Annotated in this window: 13 protein-coding genes; 5 read left to right on the top strand and 8 right to left on the bottom strand. The window is 51.7% G+C overall.

Features of this window, described 5'->3' with window-relative positions:
- Positions 1-25 precede the first annotated feature (25 nt).
- Both tcdA and BZG77_RS02780 read right to left on the bottom strand, forming a co-directional pair.
- Positions 26-835, bottom strand: coding sequence for a tRNA cyclic N6-threonylcarbamoyladenosine(37) synthase TcdA (gene tcdA / locus BZG77_RS02785; RefSeq protein WP_077646101.1), 810 nt, complete (start codon positions 833-835; stop codon positions 26-28).
- A 33-nt stretch (positions 836-868) separates the two neighbouring features.
- Positions 869-1,789, bottom strand: a complete 921-nt coding sequence (locus BZG77_RS02780; RefSeq protein WP_198532376.1) for a LysR family transcriptional regulator — start codon at positions 1,787-1,789, stop codon at positions 869-871.
- Between the two features lie 98 nt (positions 1,790-1,887).
- Between BZG77_RS02780 and BZG77_RS02775 the strand changes: the two genes are divergently transcribed.
- The 3 genes from BZG77_RS02775 (at position 1,888) to BZG77_RS02765 (ending at position 5,189) form a co-directional block, all read left to right on the top strand.
- Positions 1,888-3,216 (top strand): aspartate aminotransferase family protein, encoded by a 1,329-nt coding sequence (locus BZG77_RS02775; protein WP_077646099.1) that lies wholly within the window; start codon positions 1,888-1,890, stop codon positions 3,214-3,216.
- A 48-nt stretch (positions 3,217-3,264) separates the two neighbouring features.
- Positions 3,265-4,074 (top strand): 3-keto-5-aminohexanoate cleavage protein, encoded by an 810-nt coding sequence (locus tag BZG77_RS02770; protein WP_158011408.1) that lies wholly within the window; start codon positions 3,265-3,267, stop codon positions 4,072-4,074.
- A gap of 143 nt (positions 4,075-4,217) precedes the next feature.
- Entirely contained in the window at positions 4,218-5,189 is a 972-nt protein-coding gene (locus BZG77_RS02765) for a TAXI family TRAP transporter solute-binding subunit (protein WP_021022036.1), read from the top strand.
- A gap of 84 nt (positions 5,190-5,273) precedes the next feature.
- On the opposite strand, the gene mltA is transcribed toward BZG77_RS02765, so the two are convergent.
- Positions 5,274-6,353, bottom strand: a complete 1,080-nt coding sequence (gene mltA, locus BZG77_RS02760; protein WP_077646097.1) for a murein transglycosylase A — start codon at positions 6,351-6,353, stop codon at positions 5,274-5,276.
- Between the two features lie 236 nt (positions 6,354-6,589).
- Here mltA and BZG77_RS02755 point away from each other — a divergent pair, with 236 nt between their 5' ends.
- Positions 6,590-6,814 (top strand): hypothetical protein, encoded by a 225-nt coding sequence (locus BZG77_RS02755; protein ID WP_077646137.1) that lies wholly within the window; start codon positions 6,590-6,592, stop codon positions 6,812-6,814.
- A gap of 100 nt (positions 6,815-6,914) precedes the next feature.
- Here BZG77_RS02755 and BZG77_RS02750 read toward each other — a convergent pair whose 3' ends face one another.
- Positions 6,915-7,265: a DUF2850 domain-containing protein gene (locus BZG77_RS02750; RefSeq protein WP_077646096.1), complete on the bottom strand. Its 351-nt coding sequence runs from the start codon at positions 7,263-7,265 to the stop codon at positions 6,915-6,917.
- A gap of 212 nt (positions 7,266-7,477) precedes the next feature.
- On the opposite strand from BZG77_RS02750, the gene argA reads away from it, so the two are divergent.
- On the top strand, positions 7,478-8,809 hold the full coding sequence (gene argA / locus BZG77_RS02745; protein WP_077646095.1) for an amino-acid N-acetyltransferase: 1,332 nt from the start codon (positions 7,478-7,480) through the stop codon (positions 8,807-8,809).
- A gap of 15 nt (positions 8,810-8,824) precedes the next feature.
- Here the strand turns inward: argA and recD are convergent, their stop codons facing one another.
- The 4 genes from recD to recC form a co-directional block, all read right to left on the bottom strand.
- Positions 8,825-10,663 carry an exodeoxyribonuclease V subunit alpha gene (recD, locus tag BZG77_RS02740; RefSeq protein ID WP_077646094.1) on the bottom strand — a complete coding sequence of 613 codons (1,839 nt, stop codon included), beginning with the start codon at positions 10,661-10,663 and terminating at the stop codon, positions 8,825-8,827.
- A complete protein-coding gene (recB, locus tag BZG77_RS02735) occupies positions 10,660-14,259 on the bottom strand; it encodes an exodeoxyribonuclease V subunit beta (protein WP_077646093.1) in 3,600 nt (1,199 codons plus the stop codon). Before recB ends, recD begins: the two co-directional genes overlap by 4 nt.
- A 151-nt stretch (positions 14,260-14,410) precedes the next feature.
- Entirely contained in the window at positions 14,411-16,657 is a 2,247-nt protein-coding gene (locus BZG77_RS02730) for a CehA/McbA family metallohydrolase (RefSeq protein ID WP_077646092.1), read from the bottom strand.
- 490 nt (positions 16,658-17,147) lie between these two features.
- Complete coding sequence (gene recC, locus BZG77_RS02725) at positions 17,148-20,528, bottom strand: exodeoxyribonuclease V subunit gamma (RefSeq protein WP_077646091.1); 3,381 nt, start codon at positions 20,526-20,528, stop codon at positions 17,148-17,150.
- Positions 20,529-20,565: the final 37 nt, after the last annotated feature.

Below are 20,565 nucleotides of genomic sequence, written 5' to 3'. Positions count from 1 at the left end.
ACAGATCAGGCTGGGGCGTCACTTTTTAATCTTCGCGACGCTGATCAGCGGCGATTAGCTTTTGTAAAACACGTGAGACCGCGACAAACCCAAAGCTTGCTGTCACCATAGTTGCGGCGCCAAACCCACTGGCACAATCCATCCGTTTCGGGCCTTCTGCCGATGATTTACCCTCACACACACTACCATCCGGCTGCGGATATTTGAGCTGCTCGGTGGAGTAAACACAGTCAATCCCAAACTTTCGACCTTGAGTTTTAGTGAAACCATAAAAGCGACGCAAATTATTGCGTAGCTTGGCCGCCAAGGGGTCTTGAATGGTTTTAGTGAGATCCGCCACCTGGATTTGCGTCGGGTCAATCTGCCCACCCGCGCCCCCAACGGTAATAACTTTGATTTTGTGCCGCTTGCAGTGAGCCAATAATGCGGTTTTGGGCTTAATGCTATCGATCGCATCAAGCACATAATCAAAGCGCTTATCGATATACTCAGCAATATTATCCGGTGAGATAAAATCATCAATCACAGTGACTCGGCATTCCGGGTTAATCGCTGCCACGCGTTCAGCCATTACCTCACTTTTGCTTTGGCCGATAGTCGCTTTCAGCGCGTGAATTTGTCGGTTGGTGTTGGTGACACACACATCATCCATATCAATCAGTGTGATCGCCCCAATCCCTGTGCGAGCTAGCGATTCCACTGCCCACGATCCCACGCCACCAATACCGATGACACAAATATGGCTTTGGTGAAACACCTCTAGCGCACGGCGTCCATACAAACGAGCCGTACCGCCAAAACGTTGCAGATAGGATTCTGATAAGGGATGTGTCATAACTATTGTCTTCGTTGATCGCGCTGACAGGCGTTATACCGACTTGCTGATAGGATGTCTAGCCACATCCGCCTTAAGGGCGTCACACAGCCAGTTGATCACGTGCATGACAGCGGGTGAACGCTGCTTGTACCGAGCGCTATAAAGGTAGTAGCCATAGCCGCTGTCTATACTTAACCCCAAGGGATTTACAATCTGATCGTTTGACAGGGCGGCTGAGGCCATAAAGGTGGGGATCAACGCCATGCCCATACCCTGTTTCACGCCTTCAAGCGCCATAAAAAAGTGCTCAAAGCCTGCGCCATATTGCGGATTACTGTCAGCCAGCCCAAATTGTTGCCAAAACTGCTCCCACAGTGAAGGGCGCGTCAAATGAGATAAAACCGGCACCTCCGATAACAACGCGGTCCGATCCAAAGGCTCTGGTAGCAAAGTCACTGATGCGACAAGCGATAAGTGTTCGTAAATTAAACAGGCTCCTTGCGCGCCTGCCTGCTGATGAGGCTGACAGCGGATTAAAATATCCAGTTCACTTTCTTTCCCTTGGGGCACATAGTCACTGGCACTGACCACCACAGAAATATCAGGATGCTGCGATTTAAACGCTGGCAGCTGAGGAATTAACCAAAGGCTAGCAAACGAGGGCGGCACCAATAAGCTGACGGACTCATGCCTTGCACTTTGCTGACGCGCTTGCGCCGTGGCATTGGCGATATCATTGACGCTGGCCGATATCATAGTTAAATAAGGCTCTCCGACTCGGTTGAGTCTTACTCCCCCAGCATGTCGCTCAAAGAGTGGTTGACCAATTCCTTCTTCGAGCTGCTGTATTTGCTTGCTCACCGTACTTTGGCTGACATGCAATACCTTCGCGGCTTCTGAAAAACTTCCTGTTTGAGCCACCGCAATCAATGTTTGAAGCGAACGCATCGACGGCAAACGCACATTCATCATCTCATTCCTTTTTTGCATACCTGGTGAAAACATATCCTTTGCGGTTTAAAACACAAGTTCACCATACTGAGTTATCACGCTTGCATTGAGGCCCTCGTATGAGTCATGTCTTTCACCGTCACTGTCATCATCTTCCCCCTACCATTGCCAGTGGTAATGGGATGTACTTAATCGACACTCAAGGTAACGAGTATCTCGATGCATGCGGAGGCGCAGCCGTCTCTTGCCTTGGGCACAACCACCCTGCCGTATTAGACGCTATCCACCGTCAGCTTGATGCGATTCCCTATGCGCAWACCGGCTTTTTTACCTCAGAAAGCAGTGAAGCGCTCGCCAAGATGTTGGCCGACCTTGCGCCTCTCTCGATAAATCACGCTTATTTAGTCAGTGGTGGATCGGAAGCGATGGAAACCGCGCTAAAACTCGCTCGCCAGTACTGGGTGGAAGTCGGTGAACCCCAACGACAACATTTTATCGCACGCCGCCAAAGCTACCATGGTAATACACTCGGGGCGCTGTCCGTGGGTGGCAACGCATGGCGACGCGCTCCCTTTGCCCCGTTGTTGATGGATACCAGTTTGATTGCCCCTTGTTACGCCTATCGCGATCAACGTCCCGATGAGACCGCTTACGAGTATGGTCAGCGGGTGGCCAACGAGCTGGAAGCCATGCTGTTAGAAAAAGGGCCGGAAACCGTCATTGGGTTTATCGCAGAACCTGTGGTGGGGGCGACAGCCGGTGCATTGACCGCGGAAGCGGGATATTTTTCTCGTATTCGCGCAATTTGCGATCAGTACAATATTTTGCTGATCCTCGATGAAGTCATGTGCGGCACGGGGCGCACCGGTCGCTTTTTCGCTTTTGAACATGAAGGCATCGTGCCGGATATTGTCGCCATCGCTAAAGGACTGGCTGCTGGTTATCAGCCCATTGGCGCCACCTTGGTCTCGGATCGTCTCTATCAAGCAATTGCATCTGGGTCAGGCTTTTTCCAACATGGCCACACCTTCATGGCTCACCCAACGGCATGTGCCGCTGCCTTAGCAACACTCACCACCATTCAACAAGAAGGATTAGTTGACGCCACTGAGCAGCAAGGAAAGGCGCTTAAATCGGCGTTACACCATCAGTTTGATTCTCACCCTTTTGTCGGCGACATTCGCGGACGTGGGCTATTTTTAGCGTTAGAGCTGGTGGCAGACAAAACCAGCAAGCGTCCCTTTTCGCCTGAACTTACGCTCCATCAAACGATAAAAAAAACCGCCATGCATAACGGACTCATGTGTTATCCCATGGGCGGTACTATTGATGGTAGGCAGGGGCATCACATCTTACTCGCACCGCCGTATATTATTGAATCAACTCATATCGCAGCCATCACCGACAAGCTAGCACTGACATTAGAGATGTGCTTGCCTCACCAATAACGACAGATTCAAAAGCGAGGGAAAAGAATGCGAGATGCAAGGACGATCATGGTTGCCCCCAATGGTGCGTACTTACAGCCCGTGCACCATCCGCGTGTGCCTATCACCGGCGAACAGCTTATTCACTGCCTGCACGAATGCGCCGAGGCAGGCGCAACCATGGCCCACATCCACGCCCGCGATCAACAGGGAGCCCATAGCCTTGATCCCGCACTAAACCAAGCGCTATATCAGCAAGTAATAGATGCCGTCGGCGATCGCATGGTGATTCAACTCACCACCGAAGCCGTAGGCCGCTATTCCCCCCAGCAACAAATGGCGCTGATTAAAGCCGTCAAACCCGAAGCCGCTTCCTTTGCGCTACGAGAGCTTATCCCTGAGCATCAGCCTCCAAGCAAAGCGGTAACAGATTTTTTTGCTTGGACGGTTGAAGCTCGGATCTATAGTCAGTTTATTCTCTATCACCCCAGAGAGCTGGCACGCTACTACACGCTGCGCGAACAAGGTATTTTACCCTCACGAGGTCATCACTTGCTTTTTGTTGCAGGGCGAGATCGGACTCCACCCCGAGGTATGTCCGAAGATGTCGTCGCCATGTATCATGCGCTTCACGCCGATGGCACTATTCCTTGGTCTGTCTGCGCATTTGGATGTCATGAAAGTCGCTGTTTAACGATAGCCGCGACACTGGGCGGTGACGTTCGAATCGGCTTTGAAAACAACACCCAACACATCGATCAAAGCCAGGCACACGATAACGCATCACAGATCACAAATTTACGCAACACACTGGAAAACCTGGGATATTGTACTAAACCTGTACAAGAACTAAGACAAACCATGACCCAATCGTTTTAACCCAATACTATTGCTTGCAAATATTGTTAAAAAATTGAAAAAATAGCGCGGTGACACTTTTTTGTCATATTTACATCGAGTGTCATACCATCTTCGAGGGTGCGCCCGGATAGCAACCTCTAACTTAAAAAGGAATCTTAAGCATGAAAGCGATGAAACCGACTCTGATTGCGCTCAGCTTTTCCGCTGCACTAGGAACCGCAGCAACGGCGCAAGCCAATCAGTTTGTAACCATTGGTACTGGCGGTGTGACGGGTGTTTATTATCCGACGGGCGGTGCAATTTGTCGCCTGGTTAACAAAAGTAAAGATGACCACGGCATTCGCTGCTCTGTAGAGAGTACAGGCGGTTCTATCTACAACATCAATACCATTCGTGCTGGCGAGCTCGATATGGGGATCGCACAATCCGACTGGCAATATCATGCCTACAAAGGCACCAGCAAGTTTGAAGATCAAGGCGAATTTAAAGATCTGCGCGCGGTTTTCTCTATCCACCCAGAACCTTTTACCGTGGTCGCTCGTGCTGATGCAAACGTAAAAACCTTTGATGACCTCGAAGGCAAACGCGTTAACATTGGTAACCCAGGGTCAGGTCAGCGTGGCACCATCGAAGTATTGATGGATCAAATGGGTTGGGACATGGATAAGTTCGGCCAAATTTCCGAGCTGAAAGCGTCTGAGCAATCAAAAGCCCTCTGTGACAATAAAATTGACGCCATGGTTTATGCCGTAGGCCACCCGAGTGGTGCGATCCAAGAGGCAACGACTGCGTGTGATAGCGTATTGGTTGAAGTCGCTAACGATGCGGCTAAACAGTTGATCAGCGAGCGCGATTATTATCGTCAAGCGATATTGCCAGGTGGTATGTACCGGGGTAACGATAATGATGTGACGACCTTTGGTGTGGGTGCTACGTTTGTATCCTCAAGCCAAGTCTCTGAAGACGTCATTTACAACGTCGTGAAAGCGGTGTTTGAGAACTTCGATGATTTCCGTCGCTTACATCCAGCGTTTGCCAACTTGAAGAAAGAAGAAATGGTAAAAGATGGTCTGTCTGCTCCCCTGCACCCAGGCGCAGCACGCTACTATCGTGAAGCGGGTTTGATTGAGTAATCATACTTCGTTGGCTTAAATGCAAAAGCGAGCGTCAAACGCTCGCTTTTTTATTGCTTCAAGGATGAGTCTTAATCTTAGCCGTTAGGGCTGATTCACCATTTGTGGCGCTAACGGTTCCAGTTTCCAAACCCGACCAAAGTGTTTGTAATGACCGGCTTGCTCGCCTGCTTTATTGCCCATGCCATGGTATAAATCCAGGTGATTTTCTTTCACTGCCCCACCGGTATCCAACGCCATTAAAAGCTTGAGCACATGCTCTCCCGTCCATTTACCCTGGTCATCAAGCTGTGGCACTTCAGCAAGTAATACACTGCCCATAGGTAAGTAACGTCGATCCGCCGCCACAGAGGCGCCCGCTTTTAACGGGATCCCTGCCGTTCCACTGACAGGATCCGCCGCTTTGGGCGTAAAGAACACATACGACGGGTTATGTTCCAGTAAGGTCCGAACTTCTTCTTCATCGTGCGCCGCGACCCAATCTTGAATCGCCCGTAACGACATATCCTGTCTGGCTACCTCACCATTTTCAATTAATACCTTACCAATACTGACGTACGGATGACCGTTTTTACCGCCGTAGGCAAAATACTCGAGCTGATCATTGTCACCAAAGTGGACAAAACCACTGCCCTGCACTTCCATAATAAAGTTATCGATGCGAGATGCGCTGTAACCCAACTCCAAACCTAGCCCTTCTAAAGCACCGTCATAAATCGCTTGACGATCAGGGCAGTCCTCATTACAGGGCGGTTTGGCATAAACTGGATAACGGAATAAGGCATCGGGTTGATGGCGCATTTCAATCACGGGTGAGAAATAGCCGGTAAACATCACGTTACCAAAATCATCGCCACCGCCCATTTGGTTGACACTCAGGCCAAACTCAGCGAGCGCGTCTACATGGCCTCCCGCGTCCAGCCATGCCTGCAAGCGCTGGTATACCGCTTGATGCTTGGCCACTAACGAGGGAGATTTTGCTTCTACTTCTGTAAGCTGCTCCTGAAATAAACTAAAGTCGCGCGGACTTTCCGACACCACCTGAGATACTGGGGTTAAAATACGTTCAAACCGCCCATCTCGATACTGCTGACCACGATCAGTCGGCCGAACACACCCTGCGAGTATCGCCACACACGCCATCACGACTAACGCTTTTTTCACACCATCATCCAATCAGTTAGTTTGTAGCGCTAAGGCTCGCAAAAAGCGATGAATTTGGCAATCACTTATCATTATCAGGCTGTAAATGCCTGCAAAGTAATACAGTTCAATTGTGATGTCATTCAGATTATATTAGTAAGTGCTTGGTCATTCATCAAACTGTCATATAATTGTTATGTACTATGCATGAAATAAAAATGCATAGAAAATGCAACAAAAAAGGAGTAATGATTACCATGGACTTGAAAGTTGGACGTTCGACGTTACTTGATAGCGATGCGGTGGAATATCAATGGATCCGCATGATGGCCAGTGAAGGTTGTACCCATAACGTGATCAATACCAGTATTCAGCGTTGCTTAGGTGGCGACTCGGAAACTGCCGATCTTTTACGCCGAGTAGCCACCAAGCAATGCTCGGTCAATGCGTTGTTGTCGACAATAGAGTCTGTGAAATATTAATCACGATCTGAGCACTCCGCATCCTTGTACCTACTAGGAGGGTTGCTGGACGTCCCTATTTGTGCCGTCGTAACCTAATGACTCAATTGGATGCCAACACCTACTTGTCTTTCGCAAAAAAAGACGTGTAATGCATGGGCGACAATCGCTCTAAGGTACTCTTGTTTTCAACACGATACACATACGTCTGTGTACCAATCGAATAACTTAGCTTATCGCCATCAAACCGATAAATCGTCGTAACTCGGCTGCTATTGGTATAGATACCGTCTTTGCGGACTTCAAAACGATCAGCCGCATAAGGCGCCACATCTTGTTCTATCCATTCGCCGTACAAGTCGGCTTGCGTCACGTCAGGCACAAAAATGGCAGGCTGAGTCGCCACTAAAAACCCCGTTCCACCAAATATTATTAATAGAACTAATAGAACCACCTGTTTCGTTTTTCGCACGCGCTTACCCCTCAGTGCTTTTTAGGCCAGCATAACGGACTCATCATTTTACTTTAGACGCTGAACGCCAGAGTGTGATCTCGCTTCATCGGCCAATATCGAGTGTGGGAGCTAATTCTTATCGCTTTACGTGCGCCCTGGCACCAAACAGGACTTGACACCCAAACCGAAAAAAGAATAAAAAGGCATATAAAGTGAATAAATAAACGGATATGCGCGTGAAGATAAGAAGTACCGCACTGGTTAAAGGGTTTCGCCAATCGGCGCCGTATGTCAATGCTCACCGAGATAAAACCGCGGTGATCATGCTGGGCGGCGAGGCGATGGCGGATGAGAACTTTCAGAATATCGTCAGTGATATCGCACTACTCAATAGCCTTGGCATGAAGCTAGTATTGGTGTTTGGAGCCCGCCCGCAAATCAATCGCGCTCTCAATCAGTACGGACTGGAAACGCCTTATCACAAAGGTATTCGCGTCACCGACAACCATGCGCTTGAAGTGGTCAAACAAGCCGCCGGCCAAGTGCAGCTCGACATCACGGCACGCTTATCCATGGGGCTGAATAACACGCCCATGGCCGGCGCTCAGATCAATGTGATCAGTGGCAATTTTGTCATCGCGCAACCGTTGGGCGTCGATGAAGGAATTGATTATTGTCACAGTGGCAAAATTCGCCGCATCGATATTGACGGTATTCAGCGCCAGCTCGATCAAAACGCAATCGTACTGATGGGGCCGGTAGCCAGCTCAGTCACAGGGGAATGCTTTAATCTCACCTCCGAGGAAGTGGCGACTCAAGTCGCAATTCGGTTACGCGCAGACAAGTTGATTGGCTTTTGCTCCGAACAAGGGGTCTTAAACCAAGACAATGAAGTGATTTCTGAGTTACTGCCCACGCAAGCCCAGCCACTTCTAGAAGCGAGAGAAGCCGCTGGCGATACTGGCTCTGGCACCAGTCGCTTTTTACGGGGCGCGATTGCTGCGTGTCGCGCGGGAGTCACTCGCAGTCATTTGATTAGCTATAAAAAAGACGGCGCCTTGATCCAAGAGCTGTTCTCGATTGAAGGGATCGGCACCCAGATCGTGATGGAGCGTGCCGAAAAAGTGCGCCAAGCTGAGATTGACGATATCGGTGGGATCTTGGATTTAATCCGACCGTTGGAGCAACAAGGGATCCTGGTGCGCCGCTCGCGAGAACAATTGGAGCAAGAAATCCCACGCTTTACCATCATCGAACGGGATGGGTTAGTGATAGGCTGCGCCGCACTCTATCCGTTTAGTGACGCGCGCACCGGCGAGATGGCATGTGTCGCCATTCATCCCGACTACCGTGATGGCGACCGCGGCGTCATGCTCCTCAATCACCTCAAGCAACGCGCCAAAGCCAAAGGGCTTGAAACGATTTTTGTGCTCACCACCCACAGTTTGCATTGGTTTCTGGAACAAGGCTTTTTGCTCTCCGATGTGTCAGCACTTCCCAACACCCGCCAAGAGCTGTACAACTATCAGCGTCGCTCTAAGGTGCTGACCTTAGCGCTTTAGCAGACTTCACTGCACTCAAGGCGCTATCAAGGCATCCGGCAAACCACTATAACGGGCGGTGCGTGCGCCTACACCGTGGCGCAGCACCGGCCAAGACGCGTAAAGATCAAGCTGGCGCTTCGCCCGCGTGATGCCGGTGTAAATCAGCTCGCGGGTGATCACCGGTGAAATGGTGGGCGGACATACCAGGACTGTGTGCACAAACTCCGAGCCCTGTGATTTATGCACCGTCATCGCAAACGCGGTTTGATGGGCGGGCAAACGGCTGGCAAGCAAATAGCGCACTTCGCCATCGTGGGTTTCAAACGCTACCCGAGTGATCCCCGCGTGTTGCACCGCAATCCCAATATCACCGTTATACAGCCCCAGGGCATGATCGTTTTGCAAAATCATGATCGGTCGGCCGTGGTACCAAGTGTCACGCTCTTTGGCGATCAGCCCTGCCGATGCCAAGTGCTGCTCAATGGCTTGATTAAGACCTGCGACGCCAAATGGCCCTTCGGTCAATGCGCATAACAAACGAAATTGGCTAAAGGCTCTTAGCACGTCCGCCATTGATGACGGGTTTTCGAGCGTCGCATTATCGAGTGTCGTTAAATAATCGCGATACCCCGCCACCGCTTGAAGCATCAGGGTCTGATAGCTGTCATCACTCAACACATGGTGGGCAATATCGCCATAGCCGCGTTTTAACACCGCCCCCACCTCGGCCATCTCTCCTCGGTTCACCGCAAAGGCGAGCTGACCGATGCCGGATTGGGCATCAAAGCGATAACTTTTGCGCAATAAACACAAAGCACTGGCAATCGCTGGCGCGTGCGGGTTTTCGGGTACGTCAAAGCCTGTCAGTTGGCTTAAACGCGCTGCTTGCGCCGCTGGATAGCCCGCCTCGGCGTACTGACAAATATCGCCAAGCACCGCCCCTGCTTCCACAGAGGCAAGCTGATCTTTATCCCCCAGCAAAATAATGCGTGTTGAGGGCGCCAAGGCATCGAATAACTGCGCCATCAAGGGCAAGTCCACCATCGAGGCTTCATCGACAATCAACACATCCGCATGCACGGGATTATTTTTATGATGGCGAAACGCGACTCGCTGCGGAATCGCCCCTAATAATCGGTGAATGGTACTGGCTTGGGTCGGCAGCGCCGCTTTCACGTCATGATCAACAGGCAAGGCGGCAATCGCCCGTCCTAGTGATTCAGTCAATCGGTTGGCCGCTTTGCCGGTCGGAGCGACCAGCTTGATGGTGAGCGCAGCAGACGTTGTACACTCGGCGTGGTGCGACGCCACCAGCGCCGCCAACAAACGGGCGACGGTGGTGGTTTTACCCGTGCCCGGGCCCCCTGAAATCACCGCAAAAGGCTGGGTCAACGCGGTGGCTGCCGCCACTTTTTGCCAGTCTATCTCTGCCTGTGAGGCGGCAAATAAATTATCTAGGGTTTGTCTGGCCTCATCCGGTACCGGCAGCGCCGTCAAACGCTGGCGAATATGCCCGGCCACTTGCTGCTCGGCATGCCAGTAACGATGCAAATACAGTCGGTGTCCCGCAAGCACCAAGGGCGTCGCCTGCGTACCATCGGACACCACTGAGGCCTGCGCCAATTGCTCGCTTGGCGCTTGGCTATCAATGTGCGCCAATAAAGGCTGCCAAGCGACATCACTGGGTGGCTGCCACTGGTGCAAATCAAGGCAGACATGGCCTTTGCCCACTTCGCGACTCAGCAGCGCCGCCCATACCGTGATAGCAGCCTTATCTAATTGGGTGTCTTCTTCGCCCATCAAACAAGCAAATTGCACATCAATCGCTCGCAATTCCCCGCGCTGGTAAAGTGCCATTAATGCTTGTTTCATAACGACTCTCCAGCAAACAGGTTGTCCAAGGCGTCAATCAGTGCCTTATCGGGACGGTGCGCGAATACGCCGGTTTCGCCGCTATCACTGGCGCCCCGTAAAAAGAAATAAAACACGCCTCCCACATGGGTGTCGTAATCATAATCTGGGATCCGCTGGCGCAAAAAGCGGTGCAGCGCCAAGGTATAGATCTGATACTGAAAGTCGTATCGGTGCGCGATCATCGCCTCTTTGAGCGCCTCAGGATGGTAATCGGCCACACTGTCCCCTAAATGGTTCGACTTCCAATCCAGCACGTAATACTTGCCATCGGCGCGGAAGGTTAAATCGATAAAACCTTTTAACATCCCGCGCGCCGTCTCAAAGGAGAGCTGGCCAGCACGCGCTGACAGTGCATCATATCGCGCGGCGAGTCGGTTCAGTCGCTGGCAGTCGAGTGCAGCCAAAGGCATCACGAACTCCATCTCCGTTAACCGACTGGCGTTGTCAATTTGGTTCAACATCAGCCCTTTTTCATTGAGTGGGTGTTTCAATACCTGTGTCATCCACTGCTGCAATATCGGGCACCACTGCGGGTCATAGTTTTCCAAGCTAAGGTGATGGGTAATAAGCTCAGCGACCTCTTCACGCATCAAATCAGCGGTAAAGTCCACCTCTTCAAACAAGGTATGTAAAAAGGTACCGGCTCGCGCGCCTTTGGGAAACGCAAAAACTGACCAAGGATCCACCGCCACATCCGGCGTCTCCTCGCCGGCGAGGTCATCGTCCGCGTCCAAGTCGTAACTGGCTAATGTGGGCAAGGCGCTGACATGATGGCTTTGTTTTAACAGCCCTGAGTAACTGGTTAGCCGCCACTGACGGTCAATCTTGCCGTCAAACTGACGCGCGCTTAGCGCCTCGTGCGCCCCCGTTTGAGGGGTATAACGGCTATCATCCGGCTCCGGTGGCGCAACCACAGTCACCGCATCGCTCGCGCTCGCCAACCCAGCTAAACTCTCGGCCAGCAGGCTAGCATCACCGACTTCTCCATGCTGGAGCAAATAACCGAGGGCCGTTAAGTGCAAGGCCGAGTCTTTTTGCCGACTGTTACCTTGTTTAAGAGGCGCACAGCCGATAAAACACCCATACACGGCGCGCGTTACCGCCACATACAGCAAGCGGATATCTTCAGCTAGTCGCTCTTTTTCAGCGCGCTCTTTGCCTTCATCGACATTATCCAGCGCCAGCACCGGCTGATACTGTTCATCATGATAAAACGGTTGGCTGCTTTCGCGATACTGACAAGCGAACGGCAAGTAAACCAAATCGTATTCCAAGCCTTTCGATTTATGGATGGTGACGATTTGCACCAAATCCCGCTCCGACTCCAACCGCACCTGCTGCTCTTCCGATTGTTGAGCCGGCTCGGCCATCCGCTCTTGTAGCCAGCGGATCAGCGCGTGTGGGTTGTCCAGTTGCTGGCTGACACTTTGCAGCAACTCCGCGATATGTAAAAAATCGGTCACACAGCGCTCGCCTTGCGGCATCGCCAACCAGTTTTCTGCCACTTGGCGGGCACTGGCGACTTGGCGAAGCATCGGCATCACCCCACGGCGCTGCCAGGTGTCACGGTAATGGCTAAAGGCCACCACCTCTTGCTCCCATAAGGCTTCGTCTTGATTGAGTAACGCCAGCTGCTCGGCGGTCAGGCCAAATAAGGGGCTGGCTAGTGCTGCCCGCAACTTACGCTCGTTTTCAGGCTGCATCACCGCCACTAAGATGCGCTCAATATCGCTGGCGACAGGGCTGGCGAACACATTATCACGGTTAGAAAGATACACAGACGCCACGCCTTTTTCAGCCAGCGCTTGCTTAACCAGCTGTGCCTCGCGTCCGGTGCGCACCAACACGGCGATATTGTGCGGCTGAATCGCGCCTTGGCCGGAAGGCGTTTGTAGATAACTATTGCCCACCACCGATTGGTTGAGTACTTGAGTGATATGCTGTGCGGTACTCACCGCCAACGTCTGTTCAAAATCTTGCTTGCTACACAATTCATCCGGGCTGTGATGCCAAAAGGTGAGCGCGGGCTGCTCGTTTCCCTCCACCACCAGCGCTTTTTGTTTGGCGCTAGGCGAAGAGGCTACCGCTAAAAAGGGAATACTGTCTTGATAAACAAACGGCGCCTTCGCACGTGAGAACAAGGCATTGACCCCGCGCACCATGCCATCTGTCGAGCGCCAGTTGGTGGCAAGGTTATAGTGATCACTCACCTGTGCACGGGCATGAATATAGGTGAAGATATCGGCGCCACGAAAGGCATAAATCGCCTGTTTAGGATCGCCAATCATCATTAAACCGGTGCGCTCCCCCTCTTCCTCTGTATCTGTCTCTTCCCCTGTGTCTGCGAATACAGGGGCATCGTCCGCCACTGGCGGCTGATAGACAGTGCTAAAAATCTGATATTGCAGCGGGTCGGTATCTTGGAATTCATCAATCATTGCCACCGGATATAAGCTGCGAATACGTGCCGCCAACTGACCTTGGCTATCTTGGTCAAGTGCGCTGGCAAGTTGAGAAAGGAGATCGTCAAACGAGAGCCACCCTTGGCGGCGTTTTTCTTGGCGGAGCAGCTGCCGCACTTCTTTAATCGCCAATGCAGTTAATCCCGGTTTTAACGTCGGCGGCTGATCAACCAATGCCTGAATTTGATCAAATAGCGCAAGACTCGGTGGCTCAGCTTTACTCTTGGCCGCTAATGTCTGTTGGGCGAATTTTTCCAATTTGTCGGGCAATTGGTAATCAAGCGTCTCGGCATTGGCCCATTGTTCCATCGCATTAAGCCAGTTCGCCAGATGGTCTTTGCGATAACTGCGGCCATCGAGCTTGGCGGCGCTGAGCTGGTCGGTGATCTGCTCCCCCGCCTCGCGCCATGCGCGCTTCACCGCATCAATCTTGGCAATCGCCGCTTGGTGTGCCGCCATGAGATCTTCGCCGAGATCAGGCGCCTTAACCGTGACAGCCGGTCCAGATAAATAGGGCGCAATCTCTTTTAATAAGGCCTCCGGCGCGGGCCAGTAGCTGCTCACCACACCGGCTAACGATTTTGGCAGCGGATAAAAACGACGACGCCAAAAATCGGCCGCCGCGCGCGCTTTAATTTGTCGCTCGTCGGTGACAAATTCATGACTGAACAGGCTGCCCGACTCAAACGCATTTTGGGTCAGCATCCGCTGACAAAAACCGTGAATGGTATAGATAGCCGCTTCGTCCATCTGCCGCTCGGCCTCTAACAGACGCTGCGCCGCGGTTTTATGATCGCTAATCTCTGCCAGCAAAGGCTCAATGATGGGATCGTCACTCTCACCGCGCATAAAGGCAAAACGCGCCTCATGAATACGACGCCGAATACGGTCTTTTAACTCTTGGGTTGCCGCTTCGGTAAACGTCACCACCAGTATTTGCTCGACCCGACACGGCGCTGCGCGGCCATGCCCAAGCAGCAATCGCAGGTACAAGCCAGCAATCGTAAATGTCTTGCCGGTGCCAGCGGAGGCTTCGATTAATCGGACGCCATCAAGTGGCAAGGTGAGCGGATTGAGGATCTGCGGTTCCATATCATTATTTCATCGCCTAGTCTGCCCGCTATTGTAGCAACCCCTTGGGGTAAAACATATTCTAACCAAGGCCATCAATCTGCGCCGGTTAACATCACGATCAAAAAAGGCCAGCATCGCTGGCCTTGGTTCGTTTATTGAGACTCGACATTTACGACTGAAGCCAAACTGGGTTGGTCCATGCCGTGCTGCCGTCTTTGTCTTCCACTTCTAGATTGATCCAACCCTCTGCATCCGCAGGGATTGGCAGTGACAGCTCAAGACGCTGCGTGCTCTCTTCGGGGTTAATGGTGATGCTATTTAGCACCTCACCACCTTGACCGATTAAGCGCACTTCTTTGAGACCATCAGCGGCGACGACGTTAATATCCCATTGATCACCTGCCTTGGCGGTTTCACCAAACATGATGTTTTGTGGGTACAGGATTGGCCCCTGCGTGGCATAGCCGTGACCGGCTTTTAACGCTTTGGCAAAGGCGAGCGGCGTTAGCTCACCATCAACATTGGCCATCATACGAATACGCCCAGTGAGCTGGTTCCACGCATCATGGGTATCGGTACCGGCTGTGAGGTACATGGCTTCGCCTTGATCCCAAAGCTTGTGCGCTTTTTCAAGCGTCGGCTCGTTATCGACACGTGCGTTAAGCTCCATCAGGTCGAAACGGTCGGTCTTACCGCCCGGCACCGCATCCTTAGCGATATTGGTGAAGTAGCCATAATCGTTATATGGATGGTTCATCGGCACCACTTCTGCACCCATCTCATGTGCAGCATCAATCAGAGTATGCACGTCATCAGTACCCGGATCGACCGTCAGCGCCGCGCCATTGTCGATGGGGAACGGGTTCATGTGACCCCATGATGGCGAGATCTCAATGGATGGAATGAAAGGCACACCACGTTTCGCTGATAAATCAGCAAACACTTTGTGATTAATGGTGGAGTCGTGATCACTGATAAAGGTCAGATCCAAGTCGGTTGCCAACTGAGCACGCACCACGATTTCTGGTGGGGTTACCCCTTCCAGCACATTGCCGTGGTGGTGCAAGTCTGCCCCGTACCATTGGTGGCGATTAGGGAAGGTTACCTGTGGGATCTTAACCAACTGCTTGTTGGTTTTACCCGATTCGAGCGTTACATCCAAGGTTTGTGATTCTGCAGTAAAGCCTGCACCGGCATTAATGCCCAACTTGTATTCACCCGGTGCCAGATTTAGCTCCGCATGGCCAGCTGGTAGTAAATCAGTGAAGAAGGTGCGTTTACCCAAGAACTCAACCGGTGGCGCTTGGCCTTCAATGATAGTCACTCGTGCGTCTTTAGCCACGCCAGACACCGCTTCTTCTACGTTAAGCGCAAGGGTCGCAGGGCTTTTTAGCGAGGTGAAATTCAGTGTTTGCTCGCCATCAGCGCTCACATTAATGGATTGCGACTGACTGTTGGCATGGCCGGTTGCCGTACCATAAACCTGATACTCGCCGGCTGGTAGCTCCATGCTGTACTGGCCATCTTTGGCAAGCGTCCACGCGTAAGGGTGACCGTCTTTTTCAATCATTACCAAGGCATCGTTTGGCACTTGCCCATTATCAGCGCGCAATTTACCTTCAATGGTACCTGTCGCTTCACCATGACGTTCGGCTTCGGCTTTTACAATCGGCGCCATGTCACCGTTCGGGACAACCTGTAGCTGAGACTCAAACGTACGGCTTTCACCGGCTTTGAGCGTGTGACCCAGATACATATCGCGACCGTTGTATTTAATGCGGTCAAAGTAAGGCGCGTGCAGTGCGAACGCCCAGTCACGGTCATACGCGACCATGCGATCGGCGAGGGCATTATCCGCCATCGCTTCTTCATTGCCTTCAAGCCCTGGTACCGCGAACTGATAACCCGTATCCGGCCAGATCGTGTGGCCAGATTCTAGTTCGAGATCATCCTCACCCTGGTTATTCATCACGGTTTTAAGAGCAATCGCGTCAGAGCCTGCAGCCAAGGTATACCAAGTAGTAATGTCGACTTTGTCGAAGTTACGGCTCACTTTGATCACTGCTTTTTCATCGCTGTCTTCAACAATCTCAATCGACTTGCGATCGTTCGGCCAGGCTGACCAACTGTTGGGGATGAAATCTGCAAAAGCGACTCGGTCTAGATCAATTTTGCCATTTTTCACCGCCGCGAGGTCCACCAAGGTACCACGTGGCACGCCCCATGGTGGCGCGGACTCAACCGCCAATGCGAACGCGACATGCTCGTTTTTTACCGTGATGTCTTGGGCGTGCGTTGCCTCACCATCTGGGATTGCAGTCTTACCCTGAGTAATGCTGACGTCGGCATGCGCTGAGGCACCCAGCAAAAGGCCAGAGACCAAGGTCGCCACCGCGCTTTTTGAGAATTTATGCATGAAGGCACATCCTTYTTTTCATAGTTTGTTATATGAATTTTCGATGACATTGTGCGTTAAGTTAATTACACGTTCAAATAAAAAACAGAACAAAGGCCTCTATAAACAACACAAAAACGATGCCCTCTAATCATTAAATTAAAGATAAGATAATGATTTTAATTACAATTAAAATGTGACTCCGCATTAAAATGATCGCTTAAAAAATATTTAGACCCCAAATAGATTGACCCCTAACGAGCAACGTAATGTGCAATCTTTAACCAACACAATGGTAACAAACATGACAAAAAAGATGGTTGTATCGACGAGCCACCCATTTTCTCTATCCTAGTAGTTAATTTCTCAAAATGAATATAAAGTCAAAAATTAAGAGTAAGTAACCACAAAAGAGCCATGCATAGACTTGGCTAACAGGGAGAAGAGTGGGAAAGAGAGTGGATAGAGGGGGAAACGGCGCCGCACTATTCCTATGAGGCGCCTTTGGTGATTAGCGTTTTTGTCGCTGCGCAAGCATCGGCAGTACGTGTTGATCGCCTGTTGCTAATAGCGCTTGACCGAGACTCTCGTGCCATTGCGGCCATACGCGATACACATAAGGGTCTTGGACTTCACCAGGATTAAAGCCCCCGATAAAGGCATCACGCATCGCTTTCAGCGCTTTGTCTTGGCCGGTGTCACTGTTATCAAAGCCTTTTTTGCCATCTCGGGCTTTTATCCCGGCCCCGACCGTACTTGGCAGATAAGTAAGCGGCTGATTCAGACCATTTTGATAGTCTTCAACCAAGGCTTGTAGATGTACAAGCGCGTCACCTTTGCTGAGTGGGGCAAACTCGATGGTTTCTTTCACCCCCACCAACGTGCTCGGCACCGCTTCGCCCATCGCGCATTGGCATAAGTGGTCAATCCATACCGCAAGCTGATGACGCACGGTCAGATCGCCGCAATGAAAGCGCACCAAGCTATCTTGGTATCGTCGATTGAGCCAACCTTGCATCTGCACCTCACCTAGCGCGGTGGTGAGCGTCAAATTTAGTTCAAGATCGGGGCGCGGCGCGGCGAGCAAAGGCGTTAAGCGTTGGTACATGTCACGGATCACCGTGACTTGTGTATCCAAGGTCAGTTCGCCAAAGTACGCCAAAGGCAACTTGCCCTGGCCACGCTGTCGGGCCATAAAATCCTGCACACTTTGGGGACTGTCATCGGTTTCAATAAAGTGCGCTAACAGCTGATCACGCAGCTGAAAGCGGTGCAAGGTATCTAAACTAAAGGGTTCGAATTCTTCTAGCGGCGCTTCTAACTGCTCAAAGAAGACTTTCAAGCGGCGTTGGAAAAAATAGCGCACGGGCAACCGCCAAAAGCGCTGTAACTCAGCCAACTCAATCACAGGATCCTGGTGGCTGTCCGGATCAGGGCTTAACGCATCGCCAATAAATGCTGGCAGTTGCGTCCCTTGCCCTTTGGCGGCCGGCAGCCACTCTTGCGCGTAGCTACCACCATGAACAAACGCCTGTGGGCTAAAGGGAGTCAGTGGATGAGCCTGGATAAGCTTTTCTTCCAACCTCTGGCGTGACTGCGCTTCGGGTAAATCGCCGTCACCGGCCAAACAGTAGCCCTGAGTGCAATACTCAAGCAACTCGGTGACCAGTACCGATGGGACTTTTAAGCTGTTGTCTTGCACTGAGCGACCGACATAACTGATATACAAACGCTGCTGTGCCGACTGCAGCGCTTCTAAAAACAGATAACGGTCATCGTCGCGGCGCGAGCGATCCCCCGCCCGCGTGCGACCGACCATCAAATCAAAGCCAACACTGGGCACAGTGCGCGGGTACACGCCATCGTTCATACCCAGCAGGCACACCACATCGAAGGGAATGGAGCGCATTGGCATCAAGGTACAAAAGTTAACCTGCCCGGCCAAAAAGCGCTGGCTGACTCGCTCGTTATTGAGGCGACCATTAAAGTAATCGCGCACCACCGGCAAGGTTAGCGTATGGGTAAAGGCGGCATCGCTGAGCTGTGTTAGCCAACTGTCTAACTGAGTACGGATCAATTTGACCGCTAACTCTTCATCGCCTTCAATGGCGAAGCAATCATCCAGCATTTGGGTCAACCGCGCCACCCAGGCCTTGCCATCGCATTCAATCGCCAGTTGCTGCTGGTAGTGAATCAATGTGTCGATAAACAGCCCTAAACGCCCCGCCAGCTCCGCATTAAGCCCTTGGACTTCATCATAAGGCACGGTGTCTGCAAACAAGCCGGCCTCACTCGGCATCGCGTAGCCGAGTAACATACGTTTCAGGCCAAATAGCCACGTATTCTGATACTGCTCGGGCAAGGCAAATTGGCTTGCGGTATGGGTATCAAGCCCCCAGCGAATGCCGGTTTCTTCCACCCACTGCTTAATCTGATCAAACTGTTGGCTATCGATGGCAAAACGGCGCGATACCGCCGGCACCTCAAGAATTTCCAACAGCTCCGCCGCACTGCATCGACTATCAGGCAGAGTGAGTAAGCGTAAAAATGCCGCCAACACTGGGCTTTCTTGATCAGCGCTGCGATCTGAAATGGAAAAAGGAATAAAACGCTCGCGAGGCGCATTACCAAACACCGCTTGAATAGCCGGACTGTAGGCATTGATATCCGCCACCATCACAATCACATCACGGGGGCTAAGTGATGGGTTGGCCTCAAACATCGCGAGCAGCTGATCGTGCAGCACTTCGACTTCGCGCATCGGGCTGTGACAGGCGTGGATTGCGATGGAAGCGTCATCTGGCTTGATTTCTGTTTTCGCCGCACTGATCTCGGTTTGCTTGGGATCGCCCGGCTCGTTCAAATCCAAAATATCGGCTTGAATGTGATGCAGCAGATTATCGCGGTTGATCTCAACAAAGCCGCTATCAATCTCATTACAGGCCATTTCCGAGAGCAGCAGTAAGTTATCGCGCCCCAGTTTTCCCATCGACGCCAGCAAACTGTTCCCTACTTCACCATGCTCGGGCTCATCAAGCCCCAGTGCCAATTGGCTCTCGGCGGGGATGTCTTCAATTCGGCTGATTTTATCGCGGTCCAATGCGGCACGTTTAGCCAGATAGCGCTTGTCGCGAATATCGCCCCAATAATAACGGCATGGATTGGTGAACATAAAATGCACCTCCACATGCTCGCCCAGTGCTTGCAACGCATCCAGATAGCGTGGTGGGAGCGCGGAGATGCCAAACACAAAGACCCGCTCAATATCAGCCAGTCCCTCAGGTTTGTGCTGATGACTGGTTAAGGTATCGATAAACTCTTGATACAAGTTGGCGCGATGATAAGGCGATTGACCCAGCGCCAAGGTGTGATCGTATAAGCGGCGCCACAGTTTTTGCTGCCAAGGCTGCACATCGTCAAGCTCGGGTACCGGTTGTTCTTGCTCCCATGCCAGCACCCACTCGGGGCGATAGACCAAATACTGGTCGAAAATATCGGCCACTTTTTCGGCCAGCTGATAAGCACGCTGCTGATCCTGACTATCTTCCAAATACGCGGCTAAATCAGTGAACTCAGGCGCATCCAGGCAGCTGGGTAAAATATCCATTAGCTTCCATGTCATCGCCTCTTTATTGAAATCACTGCGCTCAGGCACGCCATCCAACACTCGCACAAACAACTGCCAGATAAAGGTAGCGGGAAGCGGGAATTCGACGTTAGCGACAATCTGCTGCTCGTTGGCGAGTGCCATTTTTAACCACTGCGCCATGCCGGGGCTTTGCACCAGAATAAGTTCTTTTTGAAAGGGATCGGACAGCGGTCGCTGTTGGATCAGGGAGACCAACAGCGATTTTAACAGATCGAGCCGATTAGAGTGATAAACAGTAAACACAAGGCGCTCACATGGGAAAGATAACTGGCGTCGATTG

The organism is Salinivibrio sp. IB643, from assembly GCF_001996105.1.
GTDB lineage: Bacteria > Pseudomonadota > Gammaproteobacteria > Enterobacterales > Vibrionaceae > Salinivibrio > Salinivibrio costicola.
Note: the sequence above shows the minus strand (reverse complement) of the source record. Positions and strands in the feature narration are given on the sequence as shown.

What these genes read in the sequence shown, in the direction of transcription:
- BZG77_RS02730 (WP_077646092.1), bottom strand. Translation starts at nt 16,657, where the DNA reads ATGCATAAATTCTCAAAAAGCGCGGTGGCGACCTTGGTCTCTGGCCTT.
- recD (WP_077646094.1), bottom strand. Translation starts at nt 10,663, where the DNA reads ATGAAACAAGCATTAATGGCACTTTACCAGCGCGGGGAATTGCGAGCG.
- recB (WP_077646093.1), bottom strand. Translation starts at nt 14,259, where the DNA reads ATGGAACCGCAGATCCTCAATCCGCTCACCTTGCCACTTGATGGCGTC.
- BZG77_RS02765 (WP_021022036.1), top strand. Translation starts at nt 4,218, where the DNA reads ATGAAAGCGATGAAACCGACTCTGATTGCGCTCAGCTTTTCCGCTGCA.
- BZG77_RS02755 (WP_077646137.1), top strand. Translation starts at nt 6,590, where the DNA reads ATGGACTTGAAAGTTGGACGTTCGACGTTACTTGATAGCGATGCGGTG.
- tcdA (WP_077646101.1), bottom strand. Translation starts at nt 835, where the DNA reads ATGACACATCCCTTATCAGAATCCTATCTGCAACGTTTTGGCGGTACG.
- argA (WP_077646095.1), top strand. Translation starts at nt 7,478, where the DNA reads ATGCGCGTGAAGATAAGAAGTACCGCACTGGTTAAAGGGTTTCGCCAA.
- BZG77_RS02770 (WP_158011408.1), top strand. Translation starts at nt 3,265, where the DNA reads ATGGTTGCCCCCAATGGTGCGTACTTACAGCCCGTGCACCATCCGCGT.
- BZG77_RS02780 (WP_198532376.1), bottom strand. Translation starts at nt 1,789, where the DNA reads ATGATGAATGTGCGTTTGCCGTCGATGCGTTCGCTTCAAACATTGATT.